Origin of the sequence: Candidatus Enterococcus murrayae (genome assembly GCF_017315985.1) — a bacterium.
In the GTDB taxonomy this organism is placed as follows: Bacteria; Bacillota; Bacilli; order Lactobacillales; family Enterococcaceae; genus Enterococcus_A; species Enterococcus_A murrayae.
In genome coordinates, this window is record NZ_JAFLVR010000049.1 from 1 (window position 1) to 23,230 (window position 23,230).

At 39.1% G+C, this 23,230-nt stretch carries 18 protein-coding genes; 15 read left to right on the forward strand and 3 right to left on the reverse strand.

Annotated features, from left to right (window positions below; genetic code table 11):
- Positions 1–258: 258 nt before the first annotated feature.
- From JZO85_RS17880 to gad, 4 genes are all read left to right on the forward strand, one after another.
- Entirely contained in the window at positions 259–912 is a 654-nt protein-coding gene (locus tag JZO85_RS17880) for a hypothetical protein (RefSeq protein ID WP_207109872.1), read from the forward strand.
- A 68-nt stretch (positions 913–980) separates the two neighbouring features.
- Positions 981–1,679 carry a helix-turn-helix domain-containing protein gene (locus JZO85_RS17885; protein ID WP_207109873.1) on the forward strand — a complete coding sequence of 233 codons (699 nt, stop codon included), beginning with the start codon at positions 981–983 and terminating at the stop codon, positions 1,677–1,679.
- Positions 1,680–1,925: 246 nt separating this feature from the next.
- The gene (gadC, locus tag JZO85_RS17890) at positions 1,926–3,437 is read left to right on the forward strand and encodes a glutamate/gamma-aminobutyrate antiporter (RefSeq protein ID WP_207109874.1); all 1,512 of its coding nucleotides are present in this window, start codon (positions 1,926–1,928) and stop codon (positions 3,435–3,437) included.
- A gap of 33 nt (positions 3,438–3,470) precedes the next feature.
- Positions 3,471–4,871 carry a glutamate decarboxylase gene (gene gad / locus JZO85_RS17895; protein ID WP_207109875.1) on the forward strand — a complete coding sequence of 467 codons (1,401 nt, stop codon included), beginning with the start codon at positions 3,471–3,473 and terminating at the stop codon, positions 4,869–4,871.
- Between the two features lie 19 nt (positions 4,872–4,890).
- On the opposite strand, the gene JZO85_RS17900 is transcribed toward gad, so the two are convergent.
- Positions 4,891–6,354 (reverse strand): helix-turn-helix domain-containing protein, encoded by a 1,464-nt coding sequence (locus tag JZO85_RS17900; RefSeq protein ID WP_207109876.1) that lies wholly within the window; start codon positions 6,352–6,354, stop codon positions 4,891–4,893.
- Positions 6,355–7,005: 651 nt separating this feature from the next.
- On the opposite strand from JZO85_RS17900, the gene pflB reads away from it, so the two are divergent.
- The gene (gene pflB / locus JZO85_RS17905; protein WP_242550422.1) at positions 7,006–9,303 is read left to right on the forward strand and encodes a formate C-acetyltransferase; all 2,298 of its coding nucleotides are present in this window, start codon (positions 7,006–7,008) and stop codon (positions 9,301–9,303) included.
- A 176-nt stretch (positions 9,304–9,479) separates the two neighbouring features.
- The gene (locus JZO85_RS17910; RefSeq protein ID WP_242550423.1) at positions 9,480–10,889 is read left to right on the forward strand and encodes a L,D-transpeptidase; all 1,410 of its coding nucleotides are present in this window, start codon (positions 9,480–9,482) and stop codon (positions 10,887–10,889) included.
- A gap of 39 nt (positions 10,890–10,928) precedes the next feature.
- Here the strand turns inward: JZO85_RS17910 and JZO85_RS17915 are convergent, their stop codons facing one another.
- Entirely contained in the window at positions 10,929–11,585 is a 657-nt protein-coding gene (locus JZO85_RS17915; protein WP_207109877.1) for a Crp/Fnr family transcriptional regulator, read from the reverse strand.
- Between the two features lie 411 nt (positions 11,586–11,996).
- Between JZO85_RS17915 and JZO85_RS17920 the strand changes: the two genes are divergently transcribed.
- Complete coding sequence (locus tag JZO85_RS17920; RefSeq protein WP_207109878.1) at positions 11,997–12,284, forward strand: hypothetical protein; 288 nt, start codon at positions 11,997–11,999, stop codon at positions 12,282–12,284.
- Positions 12,285–12,299: 15 nt separating this feature from the next.
- Positions 12,300–13,496 (forward strand): MFS transporter, encoded by a 1,197-nt coding sequence (locus JZO85_RS17925; protein WP_207109879.1) that lies wholly within the window; start codon positions 12,300–12,302, stop codon positions 13,494–13,496.
- Between the two features lie 299 nt (positions 13,497–13,795).
- Here the strand turns inward: JZO85_RS17925 and JZO85_RS17930 are convergent, their stop codons facing one another.
- Entirely contained in the window at positions 13,796–14,614 is an 819-nt protein-coding gene (locus JZO85_RS17930) for a hypothetical protein (RefSeq protein WP_207109880.1), read from the reverse strand.
- Positions 14,615–14,911: 297 nt separating this feature from the next.
- On the opposite strand from JZO85_RS17930, the gene JZO85_RS17935 reads away from it, so the two are divergent.
- From JZO85_RS17935 to JZO85_RS17965, 7 genes are all read left to right on the forward strand, one after another.
- A complete protein-coding gene (locus JZO85_RS17935) occupies positions 14,912–15,958 on the forward strand; it encodes an aspartate-semialdehyde dehydrogenase (RefSeq protein ID WP_207109881.1) in 1,047 nt (348 codons plus the stop codon).
- A 253-nt stretch (positions 15,959–16,211) separates the two neighbouring features.
- Positions 16,212–17,891, forward strand: a complete 1,680-nt coding sequence (locus tag JZO85_RS17940) for a ribonuclease J (RefSeq protein WP_207109882.1) — start codon at positions 16,212–16,214, stop codon at positions 17,889–17,891.
- A 124-nt stretch (positions 17,892–18,015) separates the two neighbouring features.
- Positions 18,016–18,222 (forward strand): hypothetical protein, encoded by a 207-nt coding sequence (locus JZO85_RS17945; RefSeq protein ID WP_207109883.1) that lies wholly within the window; start codon positions 18,016–18,018, stop codon positions 18,220–18,222.
- Positions 18,223–18,310: 88 nt separating this feature from the next.
- Positions 18,311–19,732, forward strand: a complete 1,422-nt coding sequence (locus tag JZO85_RS17950; RefSeq protein WP_207109884.1) for an MFS transporter — start codon at positions 18,311–18,313, stop codon at positions 19,730–19,732.
- Positions 19,733–19,872: 140 nt separating this feature from the next.
- Positions 19,873–21,204, forward strand: a complete 1,332-nt coding sequence (locus JZO85_RS17955; RefSeq protein ID WP_207109885.1) for a DRTGG domain-containing protein — start codon at positions 19,873–19,875, stop codon at positions 21,202–21,204.
- A gap of 14 nt (positions 21,205–21,218) precedes the next feature.
- A complete protein-coding gene (locus tag JZO85_RS17960) occupies positions 21,219–22,175 on the forward strand; it encodes a DHH family phosphoesterase (protein ID WP_207109886.1) in 957 nt (318 codons plus the stop codon).
- Positions 22,176–22,376: 201 nt separating this feature from the next.
- Positions 22,377–23,228, forward strand: a complete 852-nt coding sequence (locus tag JZO85_RS17965; RefSeq protein ID WP_207109887.1) for a PRD domain-containing protein — start codon at positions 22,377–22,379, stop codon at positions 23,226–23,228.
- Positions 23,229–23,230: the final 2 nt, after the last annotated feature.

A 23,230-nucleotide genomic window follows, 5' to 3' on the forward strand; every position in this document is an offset into this window, starting at 1 on the left:
CATTCGAAAGTGAAGCGAAAATATAGGACGCATCTATTTTTTTCTAAAAGATCTATTTGATCAGTATACGGAGGTGAGGCGAATAAAAATAGCGCAAAAATCAATGGATAGTAAATAGAAGATAAGCTTCTAATGATTTCATTAATGGATGATACTTGCTCAGGCATAAATAGAAAGTTTTACATAATAAGTCAAAAATCATACATATGGAAGCAAAAATCTTTTGATCTTAATCACAAAGAAGAGAGATGAGACAGCTTGAAAAATTTTGATGTTTCTAAATTAAATGATAATACCGAAGTACAATTGTCCGTCAAAGTTGACGTATTAGAGAAACAGAACAGCGAGCTTTTGAATCAGGTGGATAAGCTGGAAGGTATTCGTGGAGCGCTGGAAGAAAAAGTCTCGGCGTATCGCTATCGTTTGAAGGAAGTAACGAGACAGCTTGATAATGTTGAAGCAGTTTTCCCAAGAGAAAAGGTGATCTTTCATAATAAGGATAATTTAGAGAGGCGACGCTTCATAATCCGAAAAGAAATGGTTCAACAGGAAACGAAGAAATGTACTGCTGCTACTGAAAAAAAGGTGGAAAGTGACGAGCTACAAGAAAAATATGACCGATTATTAGAGCAGTATATGTACGAACACGATAAAAATGAGCAATTATTTAACTACCTGTTCCAAAAGGAAGAAAACGCTGCTCTTGAATTGTTTGTAAAAGCAGATGCTGCAGATACATTGTTGGAAGCGACGGCATTAAGCCGAAGGATCATCCAACAGGCGGAAGACCAGGCACGACATATTGAAACGGATTTAAAAGAGCAATTGCAAGGGATTTTAAAGTTTGAGCACAATCTGCCGCAGCAAGTTGTTAAGGATTTGAGGTATGGTCTAAATTGCTTGGAAAAATAAAGGCGGTTGAGTTTTTTGAGATTAAAGGTGCAAAAAGCAGAAGTTACTAAAGACTGGAGTGAGTAAAGATGAAAAAAGTGATCATTCTAACCAGAAATATTATCATTGAACAAGAATTTCAAAACGAATTACAACGTTTAGATTACGAAGTATTTGTCTTAAAAGAATTTTTTGATGTAGATAAGCCTAATTATTTTGAAGATATTTTGTCTCTTTTTGACATTGTCATTTTTAGTGAGACGTTGACTAATCAGGAGTTCAACGAAATTTTACCAATCGTTATTGAAAAAGATATGCACTATTTGCGGCGCACGGATGAACCAGTACCAAACATCGACGAAAATCATTGCTTATCGATTGATTGCACATTGACTGAACTGAGAGAGTTCTTATTGCTCAGCGACAAACGTGAGGGTCAAAAAGAGTCTATCTCAAAAGGATTGGTTAGACAATCGGAGATGAAGAAGCAGGACTTAGTTCTCTTCTACAGTTCATTAAATAATATTGAAAAGAAAATCATCGGTGCATTAGCAGAGGGCAGCGGAAAGATTATTTCCAGAGATGAGCTGTGCAACAAAGTTTGGAATAACGAAGTCAGCAAGTCGCGTTTGGTTCAAATGTCGACAGCAGTTGGAAATATTCGTAAAAAAATTGCTCATGCTCACATTGATAATGTTCGCATTATCACTTACTGGGGGAATGGTTATCGCCTTCATGATGTGCCTAACGGACTAATGAATGAACATATTAAGGAATATAGTATGTAGCTGTAATAAGCAAAAAAAGTGCTAGTTTTCTCCTAAAATAGGAAAACTAGCGCTTTTTTTTGCGGCTAAACTTCCATATTTTTTTAGTTTATTGATAGGTGAAAGAAAAAAATTAGGAAAAAAGTTTGGAGGAAACTATTTATACTTCTCCGTGTAAGAAAAGAGGTGCCTGAAATGATCTATCATATTTATCCCTGAAACATTCCTTCCGCAAAATAATTAAAGAAAAGGGAAAGAAGCGGTTCTATGAATCAGAAAAAATTATCATTGTTCGGTTTTTTTGCTTTAACAGCTTCAATGGTCTTAACGGTTTATGAGTATCCAACGTTTGCTACTTCGAAGTTGCATCTGGTTTTCTTTTTACTTCTAGGTGGAATTTTATGGTTTTTACCAGTGGCCTTGTGTGCAGCCGAGATGTCTACCGTAGAAGGTTGGCAAAATGGCGGTATATTCAGTTGGGTTAGCCAAACGTTAGGTGAACGTTTCGGTTTTGCGGCCATCTTTTTTCAATGGTTCCAAATTACCGTTGGATTTGTCACCATGATTTATTTCATTTTGGGAGCATTATCCTATGTGGTGGATTTCCAAGCATTAAATACAGATCCGTTGATGAAATATATTGGTCTATTAGTCATTTTCTGGAGCTTGACCTTCTCACAATTAGGAGGAACTCAACGAACGGCTAAGATCGCAAAAGCGGGATTTGTACTTGGAATTTTGATCCCTTCTGTGATTCTGTTTGGTTTAGCGATCGCCTATTTCATTGGTGGCAACCCGATTGAAATTGCTATTAGCAAAAAAGCGTTTATACCAGATTTTTCACAATTATCGACATTAGTAGTGTTTGTATCATTTGTCTTAGCTTACATGGGCGTCGAAGCTTCCGCCTCACATATCAATGAGTTGGAAAATCCGAAAAAGAATTATCCATTGGCCATGATCCTATTGGTTATCTTAGCGATCGCCTTGGATGCGATCGGCGGCTTTTCTGTAGCTGCCGTGATTCCCCAAAAAGAATTGTCTTTAAGCGCTGGAGTGATACAAACCTTCCAATCATTAATTCTGCATTTTAACAGACACTTAGGGTGGTTGGTCAAAGTCATTGCCTTGATGATTGCTTTTGGAGTGATGGGTGAAGTAAGTTCATGGGTAGTTGGCCCATCTCGCGGTATGTTTGCTGCGGCACAACGTGGCTTATTACCCAGCTTCTTTCGTAAAACCAATAAGCATGGAGTGCCTGTACCGTTGATTATGGCTCAAGGAGTGATCGTCACCATTTGGGGTGCGGTGTTGACCTTTGGCGGCGGTGGCAACAACCTATCTTTCTTAGTAGCGATCTCATTAACTGTAGTTATTTATTTAGTCGGATATCTTTTATTCTTTATCGGCTATTTCGTCTTAGTCTACAAAAAGAAAGAATTAGATCGAACATACAATGTACCTGGAAAAACGATTGGAAAAACAATTATTGCCGGTGTTGGACTACTATTATCAATTTTTGCTTTATTGATTTCTTTTGTTCCGCCCGCATCGATCGCAAAGGGTGAGGACCGAACCTACCAAGTGATTCTATTGATCAGTTTTGTTATCACAGTGATTATGCCGTTTGTAATTTACGAGTTACACGACAAGCATGGACAAAAAGAATTAGAGAACCCTGTTCATATGAAAGCAGGAGATATGAATACGGCGATCTACCCATCAGCTCGTGGGGAACATGAAATCGTTCAAAAGGAAGAATACACATTAAAGCATTAACTAAAACAAATGAAGCAATTAGGAGGAATATACATGTTATATGGAAAAGAAAATCGCGATGAAGCAGAGTATTTAGAACCAATATTTGGTTCAGAAAGTGAACAGGTCGATTTACCTAAATACAAACTGAATCAAGAATCAATTGAGCCTCGAGTAGCATACCAGTTGGTCCAAGATGAAATGCTTGATGAAGGGAATGCACGATTAAACTTAGCGACATTTTGTCAAACCTACATGGAGCCGGAAGCAGTCAAATTGATGAGTCAAACGCTAGAAAAAAATGCTATTGATAAGTCAGAATATCCTCGTACGACTGAAATTGAAAATCGATGCGTGAACATGATAGCTGATCTTTGGAATGCAAGTGAGAACGAGAAATTTATGGGGACTTCAACGATTGGTTCTTCAGAAGCGTGTATGCTGGGAGGTATGGCAATGAAGTTCGCCTGGCGGAAGCGTGCAGAAAAGCTGGGATTGGATATCAGTGCGAAAAAACCTAACTTGGTCATTTCTTCCGGCTATCAAGTTTGCTGGGAAAAATTTTGTGTTTATTGGGATATTGAAATGCGAGAAGTCCCTCTAGATAAAGAGCATATGTCGATTAATTTAAATAAAGTAATGGATTATGTTGATGAATATACAATTGGAATTGTTGGTATCATGGGGATTACTTACACGGGTCGATATGATGATATCAGTGGGTTGAATGATCTAGTTGAAGAATATAACAGACAAACAGATTATAAGGTTTACATCCACGTGGACGCAGCTTCAGGAGGTTTCTACGCACCTTTTACTGAACCCAATCTAGTCTGGGATTTTCGATTAAAAAATGTCATTTCAATCAATTCCTCAGGCCATAAATATGGTTTGGTCTACCCTGGTGTTGGTTGGGTCTTATGGCGCGATCAGCAGTATTTGCCCAAAGAATTGATCTTTAAAGTCAGCTATCTAGGTGGTGAGCTGCCAACAATGGCCATCAACTTCTCTCACAGTGCGGCGCAACTGATTGGTCAATACTACAATTTTGTACGTTATGGCTTTGATGGCTATAAATCAATTCATGAACGGACACATAAGGTAGCACTGTATTTGGCAAAAGCGATCGAGGAAACAGGTTTGTTTGAAATCGTTAATGACGGCTCGCAGCTACCGATCGTTTGCTACAAATTAAAAGAAGACACGAATCATGAATGGACATTATATGATTTGGCAGATCGTCTTTTGATGAAGGGGTGGCAAGTTCCGGCTTACCCACTCCCTAAAAACTTGGATCAGGAAATTATACAACGTCTGGTGATCCGAGCCGATTTTGGAATGAATATGGCATGTGACTATATCCAAGACATGCAAGAAGCGATTGATGCCTTGAATCAAGCACATTTAGTTTATCATGAAAAAAAAGAGATCAAGACGTATGGATTTACTCACTAAAATGAAGCCTGGAAGAAACTTATTCTTTCAGGCCTTTTTCATTTGGTCGAACGATTTGGTTGATTTCATTACAGGTCTCATCAATTGTTTTGAGAGACACAGGGAAAATTAAAGTATTCTCACTGCCTAAATCTGTCTGATATAGAGCCGTATCACAGACTATCACTCGTTTTGAACAGAAAAACACATCGTCAACGACTTCGTTCAACGTATTATAAATCATATTACTGATAACAAAATGATCATCCAGGAGAGACTCCAGTTGTTTTCGGTAATATAAAAAGTTGAAGTCAGAAGGAGCGACGATATACAACTCAATTTTTTCATCGAAGGTATTTCTGAGCAGCAAATCAAGTATCAAAGTCATTTTACGAATTAGATTAGTATTCCAGTGGATGGTCGTTTGACAGGCAGCAGACCATTTTTCTAAGATTGTTTGAATTGTTTGGTAGAGCGTTTGTTGCTCCTTGTCTAATAGGTAAATCAAGTCGGGCTGGAAAAGCTGCATGTCCGCCCAAGTAGAGCGAATAAAAGGTAAAAAGGCCTTTTTTAAGAGAAGCTCATTTTCTGGAGAAATATTTAGAGAAAAGCGTAATTCTTGAAGCAGTTCCTCGATTGCAGGGTATCGCTGGATATGATTCTGATAGACGACCTCAAAATCCTTTTGCAGTAGTTCCAAATTATTACAAAGATAGTTTCTTGCGTTGAAAAGAGAGTAAATATAAAATAATTCATCCTCATTTGCACAAATAGTGGAATCTAAGTTTTTTATTCCTTCGCGTAATAGTTTGAACAGCGGTGTTTGTCGTGCACTCGCTTTTTCTTTTTCGGAAAAAAGAATAGGGAAGTGTCTGGCTCGCTGGTTGCTCAATTGAATCCCCAAGATAATAAGCTCTCGTTCATTGGTCGGATAGTAGCGAGCAAAAAAATGTTCTTCTACGTAGTCAATTAATTTTTCTGCCGCAGCGGCGATCACTTTATTAAAGGGAATTGCCGAACGATCCCCAGTATATCTTGCGATAGCCAAAAATAAGTTTCGAAGATCTTTTTCAGAGAATGCGAAGGAATGATTTTGCTGTAAGCATCCTAGTTCTTCGCTAAAAGAAAAAATGTTCGCTCGAATCTGATAAATTTTACTAGTAGAAAGAAATTCCTTTTCAGCAATTTCCGACCAGTGAGTATTTCCGATTAGGAAATCATTCAATACCCGTAAGAAATCAGAGCGACGATAAATTCGTTGGGTTAACTCTAATAATGGATAAGTCGGATCAAAGGAAACTTTACAGATATTTCTATTTTTTTTGAATGTAGTGATTTCTTGGTTAAAGAGTTCGTTCAAAACCAGAAGATCATTATTGATTGTAATCGTGCAGACTTTCAATCGTTCAGCCATTGTCTGCAGGTCAATTTCTTTCTTTTGATACAATTGCTGACAAAGGTAAACTTGGCGAAAAATATTTTTCTCAATATATCTTTCTAACATAAGCTCCCTCCCTTATTAATAATAAAATACATATGGTTGATATTGTATACCAACTTAACTTATTTAAGTATTTTGAACAGAGCTAACTCGCCATTTTTTTAGACAGATAGATAAAATAATTAGGAAGAATGCTAAAAATACATTTTGATAATGATTTTAAAATAAATTAAATTATTTTTATTTAAGAACTATTTTAGTGAATCAAATCCCCAGATGGCAGAGAAGATAAAAATATCGAATAGTAATAGTGATTATAGGATAACGACAAAAGTATTCTATTTTGAATTAAAAAGAGCTACTAGAATAATGAGATAAAAATTTTTTTCAAATAAATCTTTTCCTATTATGAGAGTTTGAGGGGAGATTTTTTTTCACAAGCCAGTCTGTATCAGTCTTCTGTTTTTCACTGAATAAATGAACGGGAATTGTATATTGGTGAGCAAACATGGATATCAAGTAAAAACTGTCATTATCAATTACATCATCTGTTATAGTGAAAACTGTAACAGATAATTATTGAGGATAAGAAAATTATCATTATTTTAAAAGGATTTGGAGAGAAAAGAAGCAAAAAAGCCCTTTCTTAAAACAGATTCCTTTGTTATAATCATTTTAAATTATTGTGAAACTATTTAACAAAGGAGTGCGCATATGGAAACTACAACAATCAAAAAAACTGTAGAACAAACTCAAAATCCTTGGGAAGGTTTTAACGAAGGTCGCTGGCAACATGAGGTTAATACCTTGGACTTTATCAAACGCAACTACACAGAATATACAGGTGACGACAGCTTCTTGGAAGATGCGGCGCCAAGTACTGAAAAGCTATGGGATAAATTACAAGAGCTTTTCGAAGTACAGCACAAGAAAAACGGCGTATATGACATGGATAATGATATTCCTGCGACAATCACTTCTCATGAGCCTGGCTATTTAATCAAAGAAGAAGAGAAAATCGTTGGTTTGCAAACGGATGTCCCTTTGAAGCAAGCTTTTATGCCTTTTGGCGGAATCAACATGGCCAACAAAGCGTTGGAATCTAATGGATTTGAAGTGGATGATGAGATGTCATTCATCTTTAACAAATGGCGTAAAACGCATAACCAAGGTGTTTTTGATGCATATACAGATGAAATGCGTTTAGCTCGTAAAAATAAAATTATCACAGGTTTACCGGATGCATACGGCCGTGGACGCATTATCGGCGATTATCGTCGTGTGGCATTATACGGAATTGATTTCTTGATGAAAGAAAAGAAAAAAGATTGGAAAAATGTCGGAAGTAAAGTAATGACAAACGACGTAATCCAATTACGTGAAGAAGTATCTGAACAATACCGTGCTTTAGCAGATATGAAAGAAATGGCAGCAAGCTATGGCTATGATATTTCAAAACCTGCCAGCAACGCACAAGAAGCGATTCAATGGTTATACTTCGGTTATCTTGCAGCAATTAAATCACAAAATGGTGCTGCAATGTCAATCGGCCGTATTTCTGCCTTCTTAGATATTTATATCCAACGTGACTTAGACCGCGGTGTGATTACTGAATTCGAAGCACAAGAAATGATTGACCACTTGATTATGAAATTGCGTATGGTGAAATTTGCTCGGACACCTGAGTACAATCAATTATTCTCTGGTTATCCAATTTGGGCTACTTTATCATTAGCGGGTATGAACATGGATGGTTCGTCATTAGTAACGAAGAACGATTTCCGAATCCTGCACACATTGACAAACATGGGGCCATCTCCAGAGCCAAACTTGACTGTTTTGTACTCTTCTCATTTACCAGAAGGCTTCCGGACTTATGCGGCGAAAGTTGCTAAACAAAGTTCTTCGATCCAATTGGAAAATGATGACTTATTACGTCAATATTGGGGTTCAGATGATTCAGCCATCGCATGTTGTGTATCTGCTACTGTTATTGGTAAAGACATGCAATTCTTCGGTGCTCGCGCTAACTTGGCAAAAGCAGTTCTTTACGCGATCAACGGCGGTGTCGATGAAATGACGAAGATGCAAGTTGGTCCGCGTTTCCGTCCACTAGAAGGCGACAGTATTGATTTTGATCAATTTATGGACAGCTACAAAGATGTTTTGGATTGGTTAGCAGAATTATACGTGAATACTTTAAATGTTATTCATTACATGCACGATAAATACGCATATGAAGCGCCACAATTGGCATTGATGGATACTGACTTGAAACGTACTTTTGCGACAGGGATTGCAGGTATTTCTCATGCGGCAGATTCATTGATGGCGATCAAACACGGAAATGTCAAAGTTATTCGTGACGAAGATGGCTTAGCGATCGACTACGTTCCACAAAATGAATTCCCAACTTATGGAAATGACAACGATGAAGCAGATGATATGGCAAACTGGATCCTTGAGTACTTCATGACTCAAATCAAACGTCAGCACACTTACCGTGATTCAACGCCAACATTGTCATTGTTGACGATCACTTCCAACGTTGTTTACGGAAAAAATACGGGTAACACACCAGATGGACGTCGTGCAGGCAAACCATTAGCACCAGGTGCAAACCCAAGCTATCAAGATGGTAAATTCTTGGGTGAGAAAAATGGACTATTGGCTTCATTAAACTCAACAGCTAAGTTGAATTACTCTTGTGCACAAGATGGAATCTCTGATACACAAACGATTAATCCAGGAGCTTTAGGACGTACGGATGATGAAGCAATGCAAGTGGATAACTTACGTCAAGTATTAGATGGCTACTTTGACAAAGGCGGCTACCACTTGAATGTCAACGTCTTTGGTCGTGAATTGCTAGAAGAAATGGATAAAGACATCGACAATCCAAAATATGCGAACTTTACGATTCGTGTATCTGGTTATGCCGTGAAATTCCGTGACTTAACACCTGAACAACGTCGTGATGTTATTTCACGTACGGACCACACAAAAATGTAAAGATAATTCTGTTATTAAAGGATTCTGAAGCTCATAGTTGAGTTTCAGAGTCCTTTTTTTGTCAATTTAACCAAAAATGTTAAAAAATATTAATAATTATGGTTTTAGAATAAATAATTAGTTATTTGATTTATAATGTGAGTAATTATTTGGCTTGATAAAGTGGGTGATAGGGGTTGAAGGAGCATGAAAATCAAGTAGTGCTGCGGATTGTTGGTATTGTTGCGGGGGCAATGACCTTTTTTATGTTGATTTATTTATATTTCGGCTCGCATTTTTATTTTGGTTCAACTGTTGCGAATGTCGCTGTCGGCGGATTGTCGGTTAATCAGGCCGCACAAAAAATTCGTCAGGAAACACAACGAGTTGAGATCAAAATGGTAGGGGAGAATCAAACAGTTAAACTACAAATTTCTTCTCCTTATAAAGTTCAAACAGAATATTTGAAGAAAAATATTCGTAGAGGAGAATTTAGTTTGCCTCTTAAAAAGAAAGCGAAACAAAATTTAGTCCAAGCGATCAATCGTGCCTCTTTTCTTGGAGGGAAAGAAGCCAAAGATGCTAGGATTATTTATGAGGATAAAAAATTTCGGATTGAACCGGAGAAGAGCGGGAATGTGATTGATTCCGCTCGAATTCGGAAAGAACTTTGCGAAGCGTTTGAAAAGGGAACGTTGCAGACGGAGTATGATTTAACCGATTTTTATCGTGAACCGGAAATCACAGCGCAAGATTTAGAGAAACAAAAAATTCCTCAGAAGCTGGAAGAAGTTAGAAAACACGGTATCACGTTGAAGCTGAACAAAAAAACGATTCCGCTGACAGAGCAAATGCTAGCGTCCTCAGTTGATGATCAAGGGGAATTTGACCCAGAGTTGATTGCAGAGTGGGTAGCGGACTTGGAGCGAGAATATTCTACGATCTATCAGCCAGTCGATTTTACCAATGTTCACGGACAGCATTTACGCTATAAAAATGTCGGGAATTATGGCTGGTTCATCGATATCAAACAATCAGCAAAAAAAATTGCTAAAGAATTGAAAACGTCCGACACTAAAATGATTCCGCTCATTTTAAAAGGCGAGACGAAAAAGCAGCCGCTTCATGTGAAAAAAAATTATATCGAAGTTGATTTGGATAATCAAAAAATGTACTGCTTTGACAAAGGCAAGCTAGTCGTTGAGACAGACGTAATCACGGGCAGGTATGACAAAGGGACTGCGACTGTTCCTGGATTTCATACGATTATGGACAAGCGGCGAAATGTTGATCTAAGCGGCGTTTTGACGACTGGGGACGGCATGTATAGTGTGCCTGTGGCGTATTGGCTCCCGCTGTTGAGCTATGGACAGACAATTACAGAAATCGGCCTGCATGATACAGATCATAAATTGCAATATTTTGGCCAGCCTGGAGCTTATCGAACGGATTTAGGAAGTTATGGCTGTGTGAATACACCAAAAGCAGAAGTGGCCAAAATTTATGACTATAGTTATGTTGGTATGCCGGTCTTCATTTATGGTCATATTTATGATGACGCACCGGGAGAGTTCGATAAACCAGTAGAATATGGAACAGAAATTTAAAAAGATCCAGCCGATCGAGTATTTGCTGGATCTTTTGTTTTAGAAAATAATATTGTCCTTAATCAACTCGATGTTTTTAATAAAGATTTTCCGATCAATCATTTTGATCGCGCCGCAGCTTTTCAAGTCGTGCATGATGCGGCTGACGCTGCTGGCAGCATTGATGCCGCAAAAATGGGCAATCTCTTCATTCGTTACGACAAAATCAATTAAGACGCCTCCTTGAAATTCGATACCAAATTTGTCATACAGGTCGTAAATCTGAGTACATACGGCACCAAATTTCCCATTCATCAGCATTTGTTGGGTTCTTTTCATCGATTTGAGTAATCGCTCGCGGTAATAGTTTTTGACGTAGATTTGTAATTCAAAATTTTGATTGATGTCTTTCCAAAATTCGACCCGATCGATTTGATAAAGTTCGGCCTTCTCGGATTCAACACGAATGTTAAAGGGGGCATCGATAAATTGAGAATATTCATCCTTTAACAATGAGACTACTTCAAGATCATTGATGTATTCCAAATTGAATTCACGACCATCTTTTGAAATAACGCTGGTTTTGATGACGCCGCTTTTCAAAATGTATACATGGTGATCCTGAATCCCCTCGTAGAGTAGATATTTCTTATACTCTTTCGTTACGATAGGAAATTTTTTTTGTTCTAAGTAGTTTGTTAAGGCTGTATTGTCCAATTTTACTTTGTTCCTTCCGTGGTTTGCTGAAATTTTCATTGCTATTTTATCATACATGGGCACGCATTTTGATCAAAAGTATGTTTAAAAAAGATACTAACAAATGTTAATGCTCTTTTTTACTAAAAATTTTCAATGCCATTTCTAATTATTAAAGTTGATTTCTTCCTTTTTTTAAATCCGTATAATCAATCAGGTAAGTCAAACAGACCAAATGCTCTAGTGAGTAGAAATTTTGGAAGCAAGAAGATTTCAGACCAACTTTTTCTGTTTTGTAGAAATAAGAGCTAAGAAGTTTAAAGGAGTTGAAGTTCAAGCATTTGGTTGGCTGAAATACGACTTGAGAAGCAAGTCTGTTTTTCCTGAACTTGGAAAAATAAATTCTTTCATACGAAAAAGGAGTGGTTATTCATGAACAAATGGACATGCGCAATAATCGAACGATTAGAATCAGCTTACAAGGTACGGTTTGAAAAAGAGGCCGTATTGGTTTTTCTAAATGATGCTTATCAGAATGCTTTGATGCTGAGAAGGGATGATACGCAGGAAAATGATCAAGCACTAGTAGACTTTTTGGCGGCGTTTGACCATACGCGGGATTTATTTATCAGTCAAGCGGTGGATCGATACCCGTCGAACTATAATAAGGTCGCGGAAAAAATTTCTGATTTGAAGAAACTAAACGAGAGCATCGCATAATAATGAGAGTGGGTAATGAAAATTAAGGAAGAAGAGAAATTATTCAATAAAGGTTTTGTCACAATTACAATTATCAATTTTGTTGTATTTTTAGTTTATTACTGTTTTGTCGTGATTACAGCTAAATATGCGACACAAAGTTTAGGGGCTTCAACCGCACAAGCAGGATTTGCGGTAGGAATCTACATTATCGGAACACTGTTTGCACGTTTATATATCGGGAAAAAATTAGAATTATTTGGTCGTCGGGCAGTATTGCGTTACGGCGCGCTATTCTATTTGGTGACGACGGCGGCTTATTTGATCAGCAGTAATATCTTTATTCTAGATGGTGTGCGCTTTTTAAATGGCTTTGGTTATGGTGCTGTTTCGACAGCGGCTAATGCAATTGTCACGGCGTATATTCCAGAAGCAAAATATGGTGAAGGTATCAATTATTACGGATTGAGTACGAGCTTAGCTGCAGCGATTGGCCCGTTTATCGGCTTACTTCTGCTACCGTTAGTTGGGTTTAAAGCGATTATTGTTTTGGCTGTCATTTTAGCCCTTGTCACGGCGGCGGCCTGTTTTAAATTCAACGTCGATAACATTGTTTTAACAGAGGAACATCGAGCAAAAATCAATACGTTTAGTTTAGAAAGCTTTATTGAATTCAAAGTGCTGTTTATTGCCGGTATCGCCTTTCTGATCGGAATCGCGTATTCAAGTGTCTTAGGCTTCCTATCTATTTATGCGGATCAATTGCATTTAGTAACAGCAGGGGCCTTCTTCTTTGTCGTTTACGCATTAGTAGTTACTGTCACACGACCAATGTCAGGGAAAATTTTTGATAAGCATGGTGAAAATGCTGTGATGTATCCTAGTTTTATTTGCCTGACGATCGGGTTACTGCTTTTAGCCTTCACTGGGAACGCAGTTGTCTTATTGATTGCCGGTGCTTTTGTTGGATTAGGCTATGGGACATTTATGGCAAATGGACAAGCAGTCACATTGAAATTAGTGGAGACAGCTCGAATCGGCGTAGCTCTTTCTACCTACTTCATTGGTCTTGATTTAGGCCTAGGGGTCGGCCCTTACTTGTTGGGAGCGATCAAAGGGATTTTAGGCTCTTATCAACATATCTATATTTTCTGTGCTGTGATTCCGTTAATCGTAGCTGCTTTATACATGGTTTTTTATCGACCAAAGAAATCAATTGAAGCGAAGGCGTAGCTCATAATAAAAAGACACAAGATAGGCTAAGCGGGTTTAGCTTCTCTTGTGTCTCTTTTTGACTATAAAGAAAGTATAAAATTTTCACATAAATAAATCGCTTTGTAGCAGGTATATCCATGTCCGGCTTCACGAACTAGCTTTATCGGCAATAAGCAAAAATATTTCGAAATTTGAGAAGCAATTTAGAAATATTTTGGTCTTATTGCTGTGAGACACAGCGATCGTACTTTGGAGCTGATGTGGAACAGTACCTATTTGGTGCTCAAAAGCTGAGCGAGTTCGCGAAGCCTTTCTTATTAGATACTTGTCAGTTTTTGATTAATCAATTCTTTTAGAGTGCGATTATCGTTTAAGTTGGCGTAGTAGTCGGCTTGCTTTAAAAGCTCAATTTGTTCCTTCATATTTTCTTGAATGACGGCCTTTTCAAAAAATAAATCTTCCAAGCCGGTAATCATGTTTACTTCCAATAATGTTTGAATGCCTTCATCGCAAAGGGCATTGGCTTTCTCTTGGTTTCCGCGATCAGCGTAGAAACAAGCTGCCTGATAATAAGATGGACCTAACTGTAATTGAGTATTCATTTTTTCCTCCAATTGTTCAGCGCGTTCAAAAAAGATGCGTGCGCGCTTTTTTTCTTCGTTTGCTTGATAACAAGTAGCTAATCCCTTAAGTACTAGTAGTTCGTAGCGTTTTTCATCGTGCAAAAAAGTATAGGCTCGTTGAAAATAGTGTACGGCTTTTTGAGTATCACGAATGCCGAACAGATTTGCGTAGGCTCGGAAATACATCAGGTGACCAACGATTCGTGCATTATCATAAGTAATTTTCTTTCCATAAGTATCCAACAAAAATAAAACGCTAGAAAACTCTTGACGTAAATGCAGACAACGAACAATGTTCAATAGAGAGATTTCCGTTGAAAGAATGGTCTCTGGAAAAACTTGGTGATAAGGTATTTCTAATTTCGCACAAATATCTAAAATAATTTCCAGTGTGCCCTCATTTTTCGCTTCAATCTGCTCCAAGTCAGCGGATGAACAAATAGTAGTAAAAGTGTCACGTGGTAAACCAGCATCTTCGCGTGCTTGCTTAATGATAAACCCGTTAACTTCCATGATCGCCCTCCTGTGAATAACGCTTCCATATTAATTCTAAAGCTTTTATTAGAAAATCACAATAAAAATATTCAATAATCTTCGTTTTTTTAAAATATTTTACCATATTTTGATTAGAACTTTTGTTTTATCTGTGTTATATCAATTATATAGAAGGTAGTAATTATTGGAAAATAAGATGTGTGTTGTGTCGAAAGTTTTAATAATTTGAATGACAATGAAAAATGGAAGATGGCTTGCGTTTCGTAACGAATATGATAAACTGTTAAAATACTATGAAACGAAAGAGTGATTACGATGAGAAAAATGAATGTTGCAATAGTCGGCGCTACTGGCGCGGTAGGGACACAAATGATCAAACTATTAGAAAATAGTTCTTTGCCACTAGGTACTGTAAAATTTTTAGCGTCAAAGCGCTCAGCTGGAAAGCAGCTTTCATTTAAAGGTGAGACGAAAACGATCGAGGAATTAGTACCTGATTCGTTTGATGGAATAAATCTTGCTTTATTCTCAGCTGGCGGCGGGATATCTGCTAAGTTTGCACCGGAAGCGGTAAAACGCGGAGCGGTCGTCGTAGATAATACCAGTCATTTTCGCATGGACCCTGATGTGCCATTAGTGGTGCCAGAGGTGAATGCAGCAGCTTTGCGTAATCATCAGGGCATCATCGCCAATCCAAACTGTTCAACAATTCAGATGATGGTGGCTTTAGAGCCGATTCGAAAAGCCTATGGTTTGACGCGGGTGATTGTATCAACCTATCAAGCAGTATCAGGTGCTGGGAATCAAGCCATGGAAGAATTGAAGCAGCAGACGCGGGACTTTTTAGCTGAAAAACCGGTCAATGAATGGAAGGCAGATATTCTACCGTGCGGTGGTGACGAAAAGCATTACCCATTAGCCTTCAATGCACTGCCTCAGATTGATGTATTTTCTGATGAGGGCTATACGAATGAAGAATGGAAAATGATTAATGAGACAAAGAAAATCATGGAAGACGACACGATCAAGGTTTCTGCGACTTGTGTGCGGATTCCAGTGATGAGCGGACATTCTGAATCTGTCTACATCGAAACAGAAAAAGCGGTAACGGTAGCGGAGATCCAGGCTTTAATCGCTGACGCTCCTGGAGCAGTATTGGAAGATGATCCGAGTCAACAAATTTATCCGCAGGCTTTAAATAGTGTTGGTAAAAAAGGAACATTTGTTGGGCGCATACGTAAAGATCCAGATGAGGAAAAAGGCATCCATCTTTGGGTCGTTTCCGATAACTTATTAAAAGGGGCCGCTTGGAACTCCTTGCAAATTGCGGAGACGATGTATGAAATGAATCTATTTGAATAAATATTGGAAAGCGTGAGAGATTCACGCTTTTTTTTGTTTGTTACAGCTGTCAGCTTACTTTTATTTGAATTCTGGGAAAGGAACTCTGCAAAAAGGACGATTCTTTTAACGGAAGAGGGACGATTCATTTCTCATCAATGGTTTTTCAGAAAAAATCATGTATAATAGCTATTGAGTATAGGCACAGACCGTACTGAATACGGGGTCTGAGTAAGCTGAAACAATAGATAAATAAACTAGAGAGGTGGATTTTTTGAGTACAGTCAAAATAATTCCCTTCAGCGGAGTACGTGAAAATGGTAAAAACATGTATGCGGTTGAAGTGGATAATGATATTTTTGTCCTAGATTGCGGGCTGAAATATCCAGAAAATGAATTGTTGGGGATCGATGTCGTGATTCCTGATTTTACCTATTTAATTGAAAACGCAGAGCGCGTAGCGGGGGTCTTCTTGACTCATGGACATGCGGATGCGATTGGAGCGCTGCCTTATTTAGTATCTGAGGTAGCTGTACCGGTCTTCGGAACAGAACTGACGATTGAGCTGGCCAAATTAAATGTAAGCCAAAATGAAGAAAGCAAGGGATTTAAGGATTTCCATGTGATTGATGAGCATACTGAGATAGATTTTGGTACCGCAGTTATCAGCTTCTTCCGAACGACTCATACGATTCCGGATTCTGTCGGAATTAGCTTGAAAACAGATGAAGGCCACGTGGTTTATACGGGAGATTTCAAGTTTGATCCAACTGCAATTCCAATGTATGCGACAAATTATCGTCGTTTAGCTGAGATTGGTTCGGAAGGCGTTCTAGCTTTGATGAGCTCCTCATCCAATGCTGAAAATCCAATTCAAGTTGCTTCTGAACGCGAAATTGCCAGCGAGGTTTACGATACGATCAATGAATGGGATGGACGAATTATTGTTGCTAGTGTGGCCAGCAACCTTCAGCGTGTGCAGCAGATTTTGAATGCAGCGGAAAAGGCTGGACGCAAAGTAGTGTTGACCGGACAGGATTTGGATCGCATCATAAAAACTGCGATGCGCTTGAATAAATTAGAAGTACCTGAAGACATCCTGGTTACGATCAAGGAAATGAAGAAATACTCTCCAGAGGAATTGATCATTTTAGAGACAGGACGTATGGGCGAGCCAATCAAGTCATTGCAAAAAATGGCGAATCGCTCCCATCGTAATCTAAAGATCGAAGATGGGGATTTAGTTTACATCACAACAACACCAACGATCGCGATGGAAACGACTGTAGCGAAAACAGAGGACATGATTTATCGTGCAGGCGGCGTTGTGAAAAGCATCTCCGAAAATTTACGCGTATCCGGCCATGCTAACCCTCGGGATCTGCAAATGATGATGAACTTTATGTCGCCGAAATATTTTGTTCCAGTACAGGGCGAATACCGTCAGTTAGCTGCTCATGCCAGCTTAGCAAATGAGATGGGCATCCCCTACAAAGATATTTTTATTACTGGACGCGGAGATGTGTTGGAATATAAAAATAAACACATGAGTGCTGCAGGCAGTGTTCCAGCAGACAATATCATGATCGATGGTATCGGTGTCGGTGATATTGGCAATATTGTTTTACGCGATCGGAAGGTGCTGTCGGATGATGGGATCTTTGTCATTGTGGTAACGATTGATCGTAAACAGAAAAAAATCGTGTCAGCCCCTCAGATTACTTCTCGCGGATTTGTTTACATCAAGGCCAGCCGTGATTTGATCAAAGAAAGTGCTGAAACGACTAGTGAGATCGTAGAAAAACATCTACATTCTGACGATTTTGAATGGAGCAAATTAAAACAAGATATCCGCGATCAGCTGAGTCGCTATCTGTTTGAACAAACCAAACGTCGTCCAGTGATCCTTCCAGTTATCATGGAGGCGAATCAACGTCGTGGACGTCGCAAATAATTACACGGAAAGCATCTCTGGTCATTTTTTGATTCGAGATGCTTTTTTTGATACTTACTACTCTATTTTTTTGTTAAAAAGGAGTATTATTGTACTAGTAGTAAATGTAGAGAGGGCTGGTCAGATGTTGGAAAAACCATTAAAGTGTCCAAATTGCGGCATCCATTTTTTTGTCGATGAGGTGTTGAATGTGCAAGAACATCCCAAAGAAGCAATGCCGGTGGAATGTCCTAATTGTCACCATATTTATGAAAAGAGAATTACAAATGGCTATTTCATGACTTTTGAAGATCGTGAAGATGGGAAATATGATAAGGAAACGGGAGAATAATCTCTCGTTTTTATTTTGGTTTGCTTTTCTTTTAGAATATCCTTTAAAATAGCTATGGTCTATTTTTGAATTGGAAGGAAGTCTTTTAATGAACACCTATCAAGATGATCCGATGGTTCAAAAGAACCGTTGGTGGATTTTAGTATCAGTAGCAATGTTTACCTTTATGTCTACCTTGGACTCTAGTATCGTAAATATTGCACTGCCGACGATTTCAAAGGATTTGGCAGTCCCCATGAACAAAGCGGAATGGGTTGTATCAATCTATTTGATGATCGTCTGTGCCTGCTTGCTGCTTTTTGGAAAAGTCGGTGACAGCTTTGGTAAGATCAAAGTGTACCGAATCGGCACGGTCGTTTTTACAGTAGGCTCTTTATTGTGCGGTTTTAATCATTCACTAGCAATGCTGCTCTTTGGGCGTGTGGTTCAAGGGATCGGAGCTAGTATGACGATGGCGACCAATACGGGGATAACTACTGAAGTCTTTCCGATGAACGAACGGGGAAGAGCGTTAGGTGCGATTGGTGCATTTGTCTCATTAGGTTCAATCGCAGGTCCGGGTATTGGCGGTCTGATCCTGGCACATTTTTCTTGGTCCTATATTTTTTGGATCAATGTTCCGGTGGGGATTTTGACGATTTTGATCGGAGAAAAATTTTTGCCGAAGGATATCACGATGTCCAAAAAGAAGATCGATTGGCTGGGCTTTATAACATTTGCGATAACCATCATGAGCTTCTTTGGTGCGGTCTTTATTGGTCAGGAAGTCGGGTATGTCCATACATTACCGCTTCTTTTATTGATTGTTGCGATCGTATTTTTTATCGTATTTGTTCAAGTGGAAAAACACAAAGAAAACCCATTGCTGGTATTTAGTATTTTGAAAAATAAGATGTTTACGATGAGTCTGATTACTGCACTTTTAATTTTTTCGGCAAACTTTTTTGTAAATGTTGTCATGCCATTTTATTTGCAAAATGCTCGTGGATTGACAGCTAGCTATGCGGGGCTTTTGATGATGGTATTTCCCTTTCTGATGGTTATTGGTTCGCCGCTTAGCGGATACCTAACGGATAAGATTGGTCCGCAAAAATTGGTTTTAATAGGTTTAGCGCTGTTGTCGGTCACGCAATTGTTGTATGTTTTTATGAACCAGGTGAGTCCGATTTGGTATTACGTTTTAGCAACAGCAATCATGGGGATGGGGAATGCGTTGTTCCAATCACCGAATAATACGATTGTTATGAGCAGTGTGGAAAAAGAAAACCTAGGGGTTGCCGGCAGTATGAATTCATTTGCTCGGAATCTAGGAATGGTTATTGGGATTGCTTTATCGACAACAATTTTGTATAGCGGGATGAGTGTTTCTTATGGCCAGCGAGTAACGACGTATATTGACGGCCGGCCGGATATTTTCATTTTTGGCATGCGCGTGACCTTCGTGGCCTCTTTAGCGATCTGTATGATTGCCCTAGTAATTTCTCTTGTGCGTTTTAGAAAAAGACCATAATTTGAAAAATCATTAGTACAAAAGAAGCTGATTGTTACGTGAATGGTAACGGTTGACTTCTTTTTTTTTAGGTACTCTGTTATACTGGTTTTGCTAAGCTGTACTAATACGATAGATAAATGCTTTAACGGGAGGAAACTATGGCGACAAAACATGATTTAATTTTAGAGCATATTGAAAATTTGCCAGTGGGAGAGCGCATCTCTGTCCGCAGTATTGCCAAGAATCTGAGTGTCAGTGAGGGAACTGCGTACCGCGCGATCAAAGACGCGGAAAATATTGGATTGGTATCGACGATTCAACGAGTGGGAACGATTCGAATCGAACGCAAATTGAAAAAAAATATTGAGAGATTAACCTTTGGTGAAGTTGTCCGCATCATTGAAGGAGAAGTTCTAGGTGGTTCGAATGGATTAGATAAGGATTTAAACAAGTTTGTAATTGGTGCTATGACAGAAGAGGCAATGCGCCGTTACATTACGCCAGGGTCATTATTGATCATCGGAAACCGCGAAGGCGCACAAAAGTTAGCGTTGCAGGATGGTGCCGCTGTGTTGATTACTGGTGGCTTTGATACCACACCTGAGATTGCTAAGCTGGCTGATGATTTAGGTTTGCCTGTTTTGAGTACGACCTATGATTCCTTTACCGTGGCCACTATGATCAATCGAGCATTGAGCGACCAGCTGATCAAAAAAGATATCATGCAGGTTAGTGATATCTACATGCCGCTGGAAAAAACGGTCTATTTAGAGGCGGGGGATACAATCTCCGAATATCACCGTCTTTCTCATGAAACGGGACATTCACGTTTTCCTGTTGTGAATAAAAGTATGCGCGTTTTAGGGGTCGTAACGGCCAAGGATGTTTTAGGAAAAGCTGAAAATCAAATGATTGACCGCGTCATGACTCGTGATCCGAATGTGGTTAAACAAAGTATGAGCGTGGCTTCTGTCAGCCATCAAATGATTTGGGATGGGCTTGAAATGATGCCGGTGGTGAAGGATGATCTTTCGCTGGTGGGAATGGTCAGTCGTCAAGATGTCATGAAGGCAATGCAGCTGGTGCAGCGCCAGCCGCAAATGTCTAACACGATCTCTGATCAAATTGTCGGTGATATTGTAACGATTGATACAGACCGAGAGGATCAGTTGTTGGAAAATCCTTACTTCAAGTTTGAGGTTACGCCACAGATGGTCAATAGTGTTGGAACGATTTCATTCGGTGTACTGAGCGAGATCGTAGCGAATGTGGCCCAACGAAGTATCCTGATGGATCAACGCCGAAATACATTGATTGAACAAATGAATCTGCATTATTTACGCTTGATTCAATTGGAAAGCGAAATTGAAATACATTCGAAAACATTAGAACTGGGGCGACGCTCGGCCAAAGTTGATTTGGAAGTGTATATCGACAATGTGATCGTAGCTAAAGCGATCGTGGTCTGCCAAGTGATGGAGCGTTCTTAGAAAGAGGAAACAGCATGACAATTACAAATGAAATTTTACAGATGATAAAACAATATGATCGGATCATTATCCATCGTCATATGCGACCTGATCCAGATGCATTAGGCTCTCAATGCGGGTTGGCGGAGATCCTACGGGCAAATTTTCCGAAAAAGGAAATCTACCAAGTCGGAGGACCAGTAGAGGATTTAGCTTTTCTAGCTAAAATGGATAAAATCCCTGACGAGTTATACCAAGGTGCTTTAGTAATCGTAACGGATACAGCGAATGCGCCGCGGATTAGTGGTGAGCGTTATAGCTTGGGAGATAAACTGATCAAGATTGACCACCATCCCAATGATGATCCTTATGGCGACCTGCTTTGGGTCAATACGGAGGCCAGCAGCTGCAGTGAAATCATCGCTGACTTTGCTTTTGCGGAGAATTTAACACTGACGGAAAATGCTGCGCGTTTGTTATATGGAGGAATCGTTGGTGATACTGGCCGCTTTTTATATCCGGCTACGACCTCTCATACTTTGCAAGTAGCTGCGAAGTTGTTGGATTATGGGTTTGATGCTGTAAAATTGAATCGTGAGCTTGAACAGATAACGTTGGATGTAGCCAAGCTTTCCGGCTATTTATATCAAAATTTACAAATCGATGAAAATGGAGCGGGGTACGTATTTTTAGATCAGGCGATCTTAAAAAAATATGGGATCAAGGATTCTGATACTGCTGCGCTTGTGCCATTGCCTGGTACGATCGATGTCGTACTGGCTTGGGCAGTGTTTGTGGAACAACCTGAAGGCTACTACCGAGTTCGACTTCGATCCAAAGGTCCGGTCATCAATGAAGTAGCGAAACGCTATCATGGCGGGGGGCATCCATTAGCTAGCGGAGCTAATGCAAAGGACCAAGCGATGTGTCAAGAAATCTATCGTGAGCTCCAAGTTTTATGTGAAAAATATCAAAAAAATGAAATTGTTTGAAAATAACTGATAAAAAGTATTGACAAAGCCTTCATCGGTCTATACAATTCAAATTGTTAACAAATACTGTTTCATGTGACTAGATCATACTAGGCATGAAAAGAAACGCAAGGAGCTTCCTTGTGCTTCTTTTCATGCCCTTTTTATTTGGCCAATAAACTAGTCGGAACAGTTGAATATTCTGCAGAATGAGGAAAACATATGAAAATCAAAAAGATATTGAATCAAAATGCAGTGCTTGTCGACGATCGTGGAGAAGAAAAGATCGCCATCGGTAAAGGTGTCGGCTTCAATAAGCAAAGAAATGATCTGCTTTTTTCACGTGAGATCGAGCGTTTGTTTGTGATGGAGCCGGAAGGGCAGCAAAAGTTACAGACCTTATTAAATCAAATAAATGAATCCTATTTTTTTGCTGCCGAAGCGATTGTTGACCATGCGGAGACTGTCCTGATGGAGAAGCTCAATGAGCACATCTTTATTTCTTTGACGGATCATATCGCCTTTGCCGCCCAAAACATCGCTAATGGAATCGTGATTCGCAACAAGCTGTTAAGCGAGATCGAGATCCTCTATAGCGAAGAATTCGGCATTGCGCAATGGGCAGTTGATTACTTGAATCGAACACTAGAGATTCCTTATGGCTATGATGAAGCTGGTTATATCGCAATCCATATCCATAGTGCTCGTACGGGAAAAAATAATAATCATGACAGTATCAGAGAAGTGACGATTATTTCCGATGTGATTCATTTGATTGAACAAGAGCTAGAGATAAATATCCATTCGCAGGAAATGGCTTTGGATTACTCTCGTCTTGCAAATCATCTGCGTCTGTTACTGCAACGGTATCAGAATCAACGTTATGCTGTTTTGGATCAGGACATTATTGAAATGGTCCGAAGCAAGTATCCCGAGAGTTATCAAGTCGCAAAGAAAATTCGGGTCTTTTTGATGAAGCACTATCAGTTAGCGATCACTACAGAAGAGTTGGGCTATGTCGCGATTCATGTAGAACGATTGCGAAAAATGAAAGAACATGAAGGAGAAGAATAAAA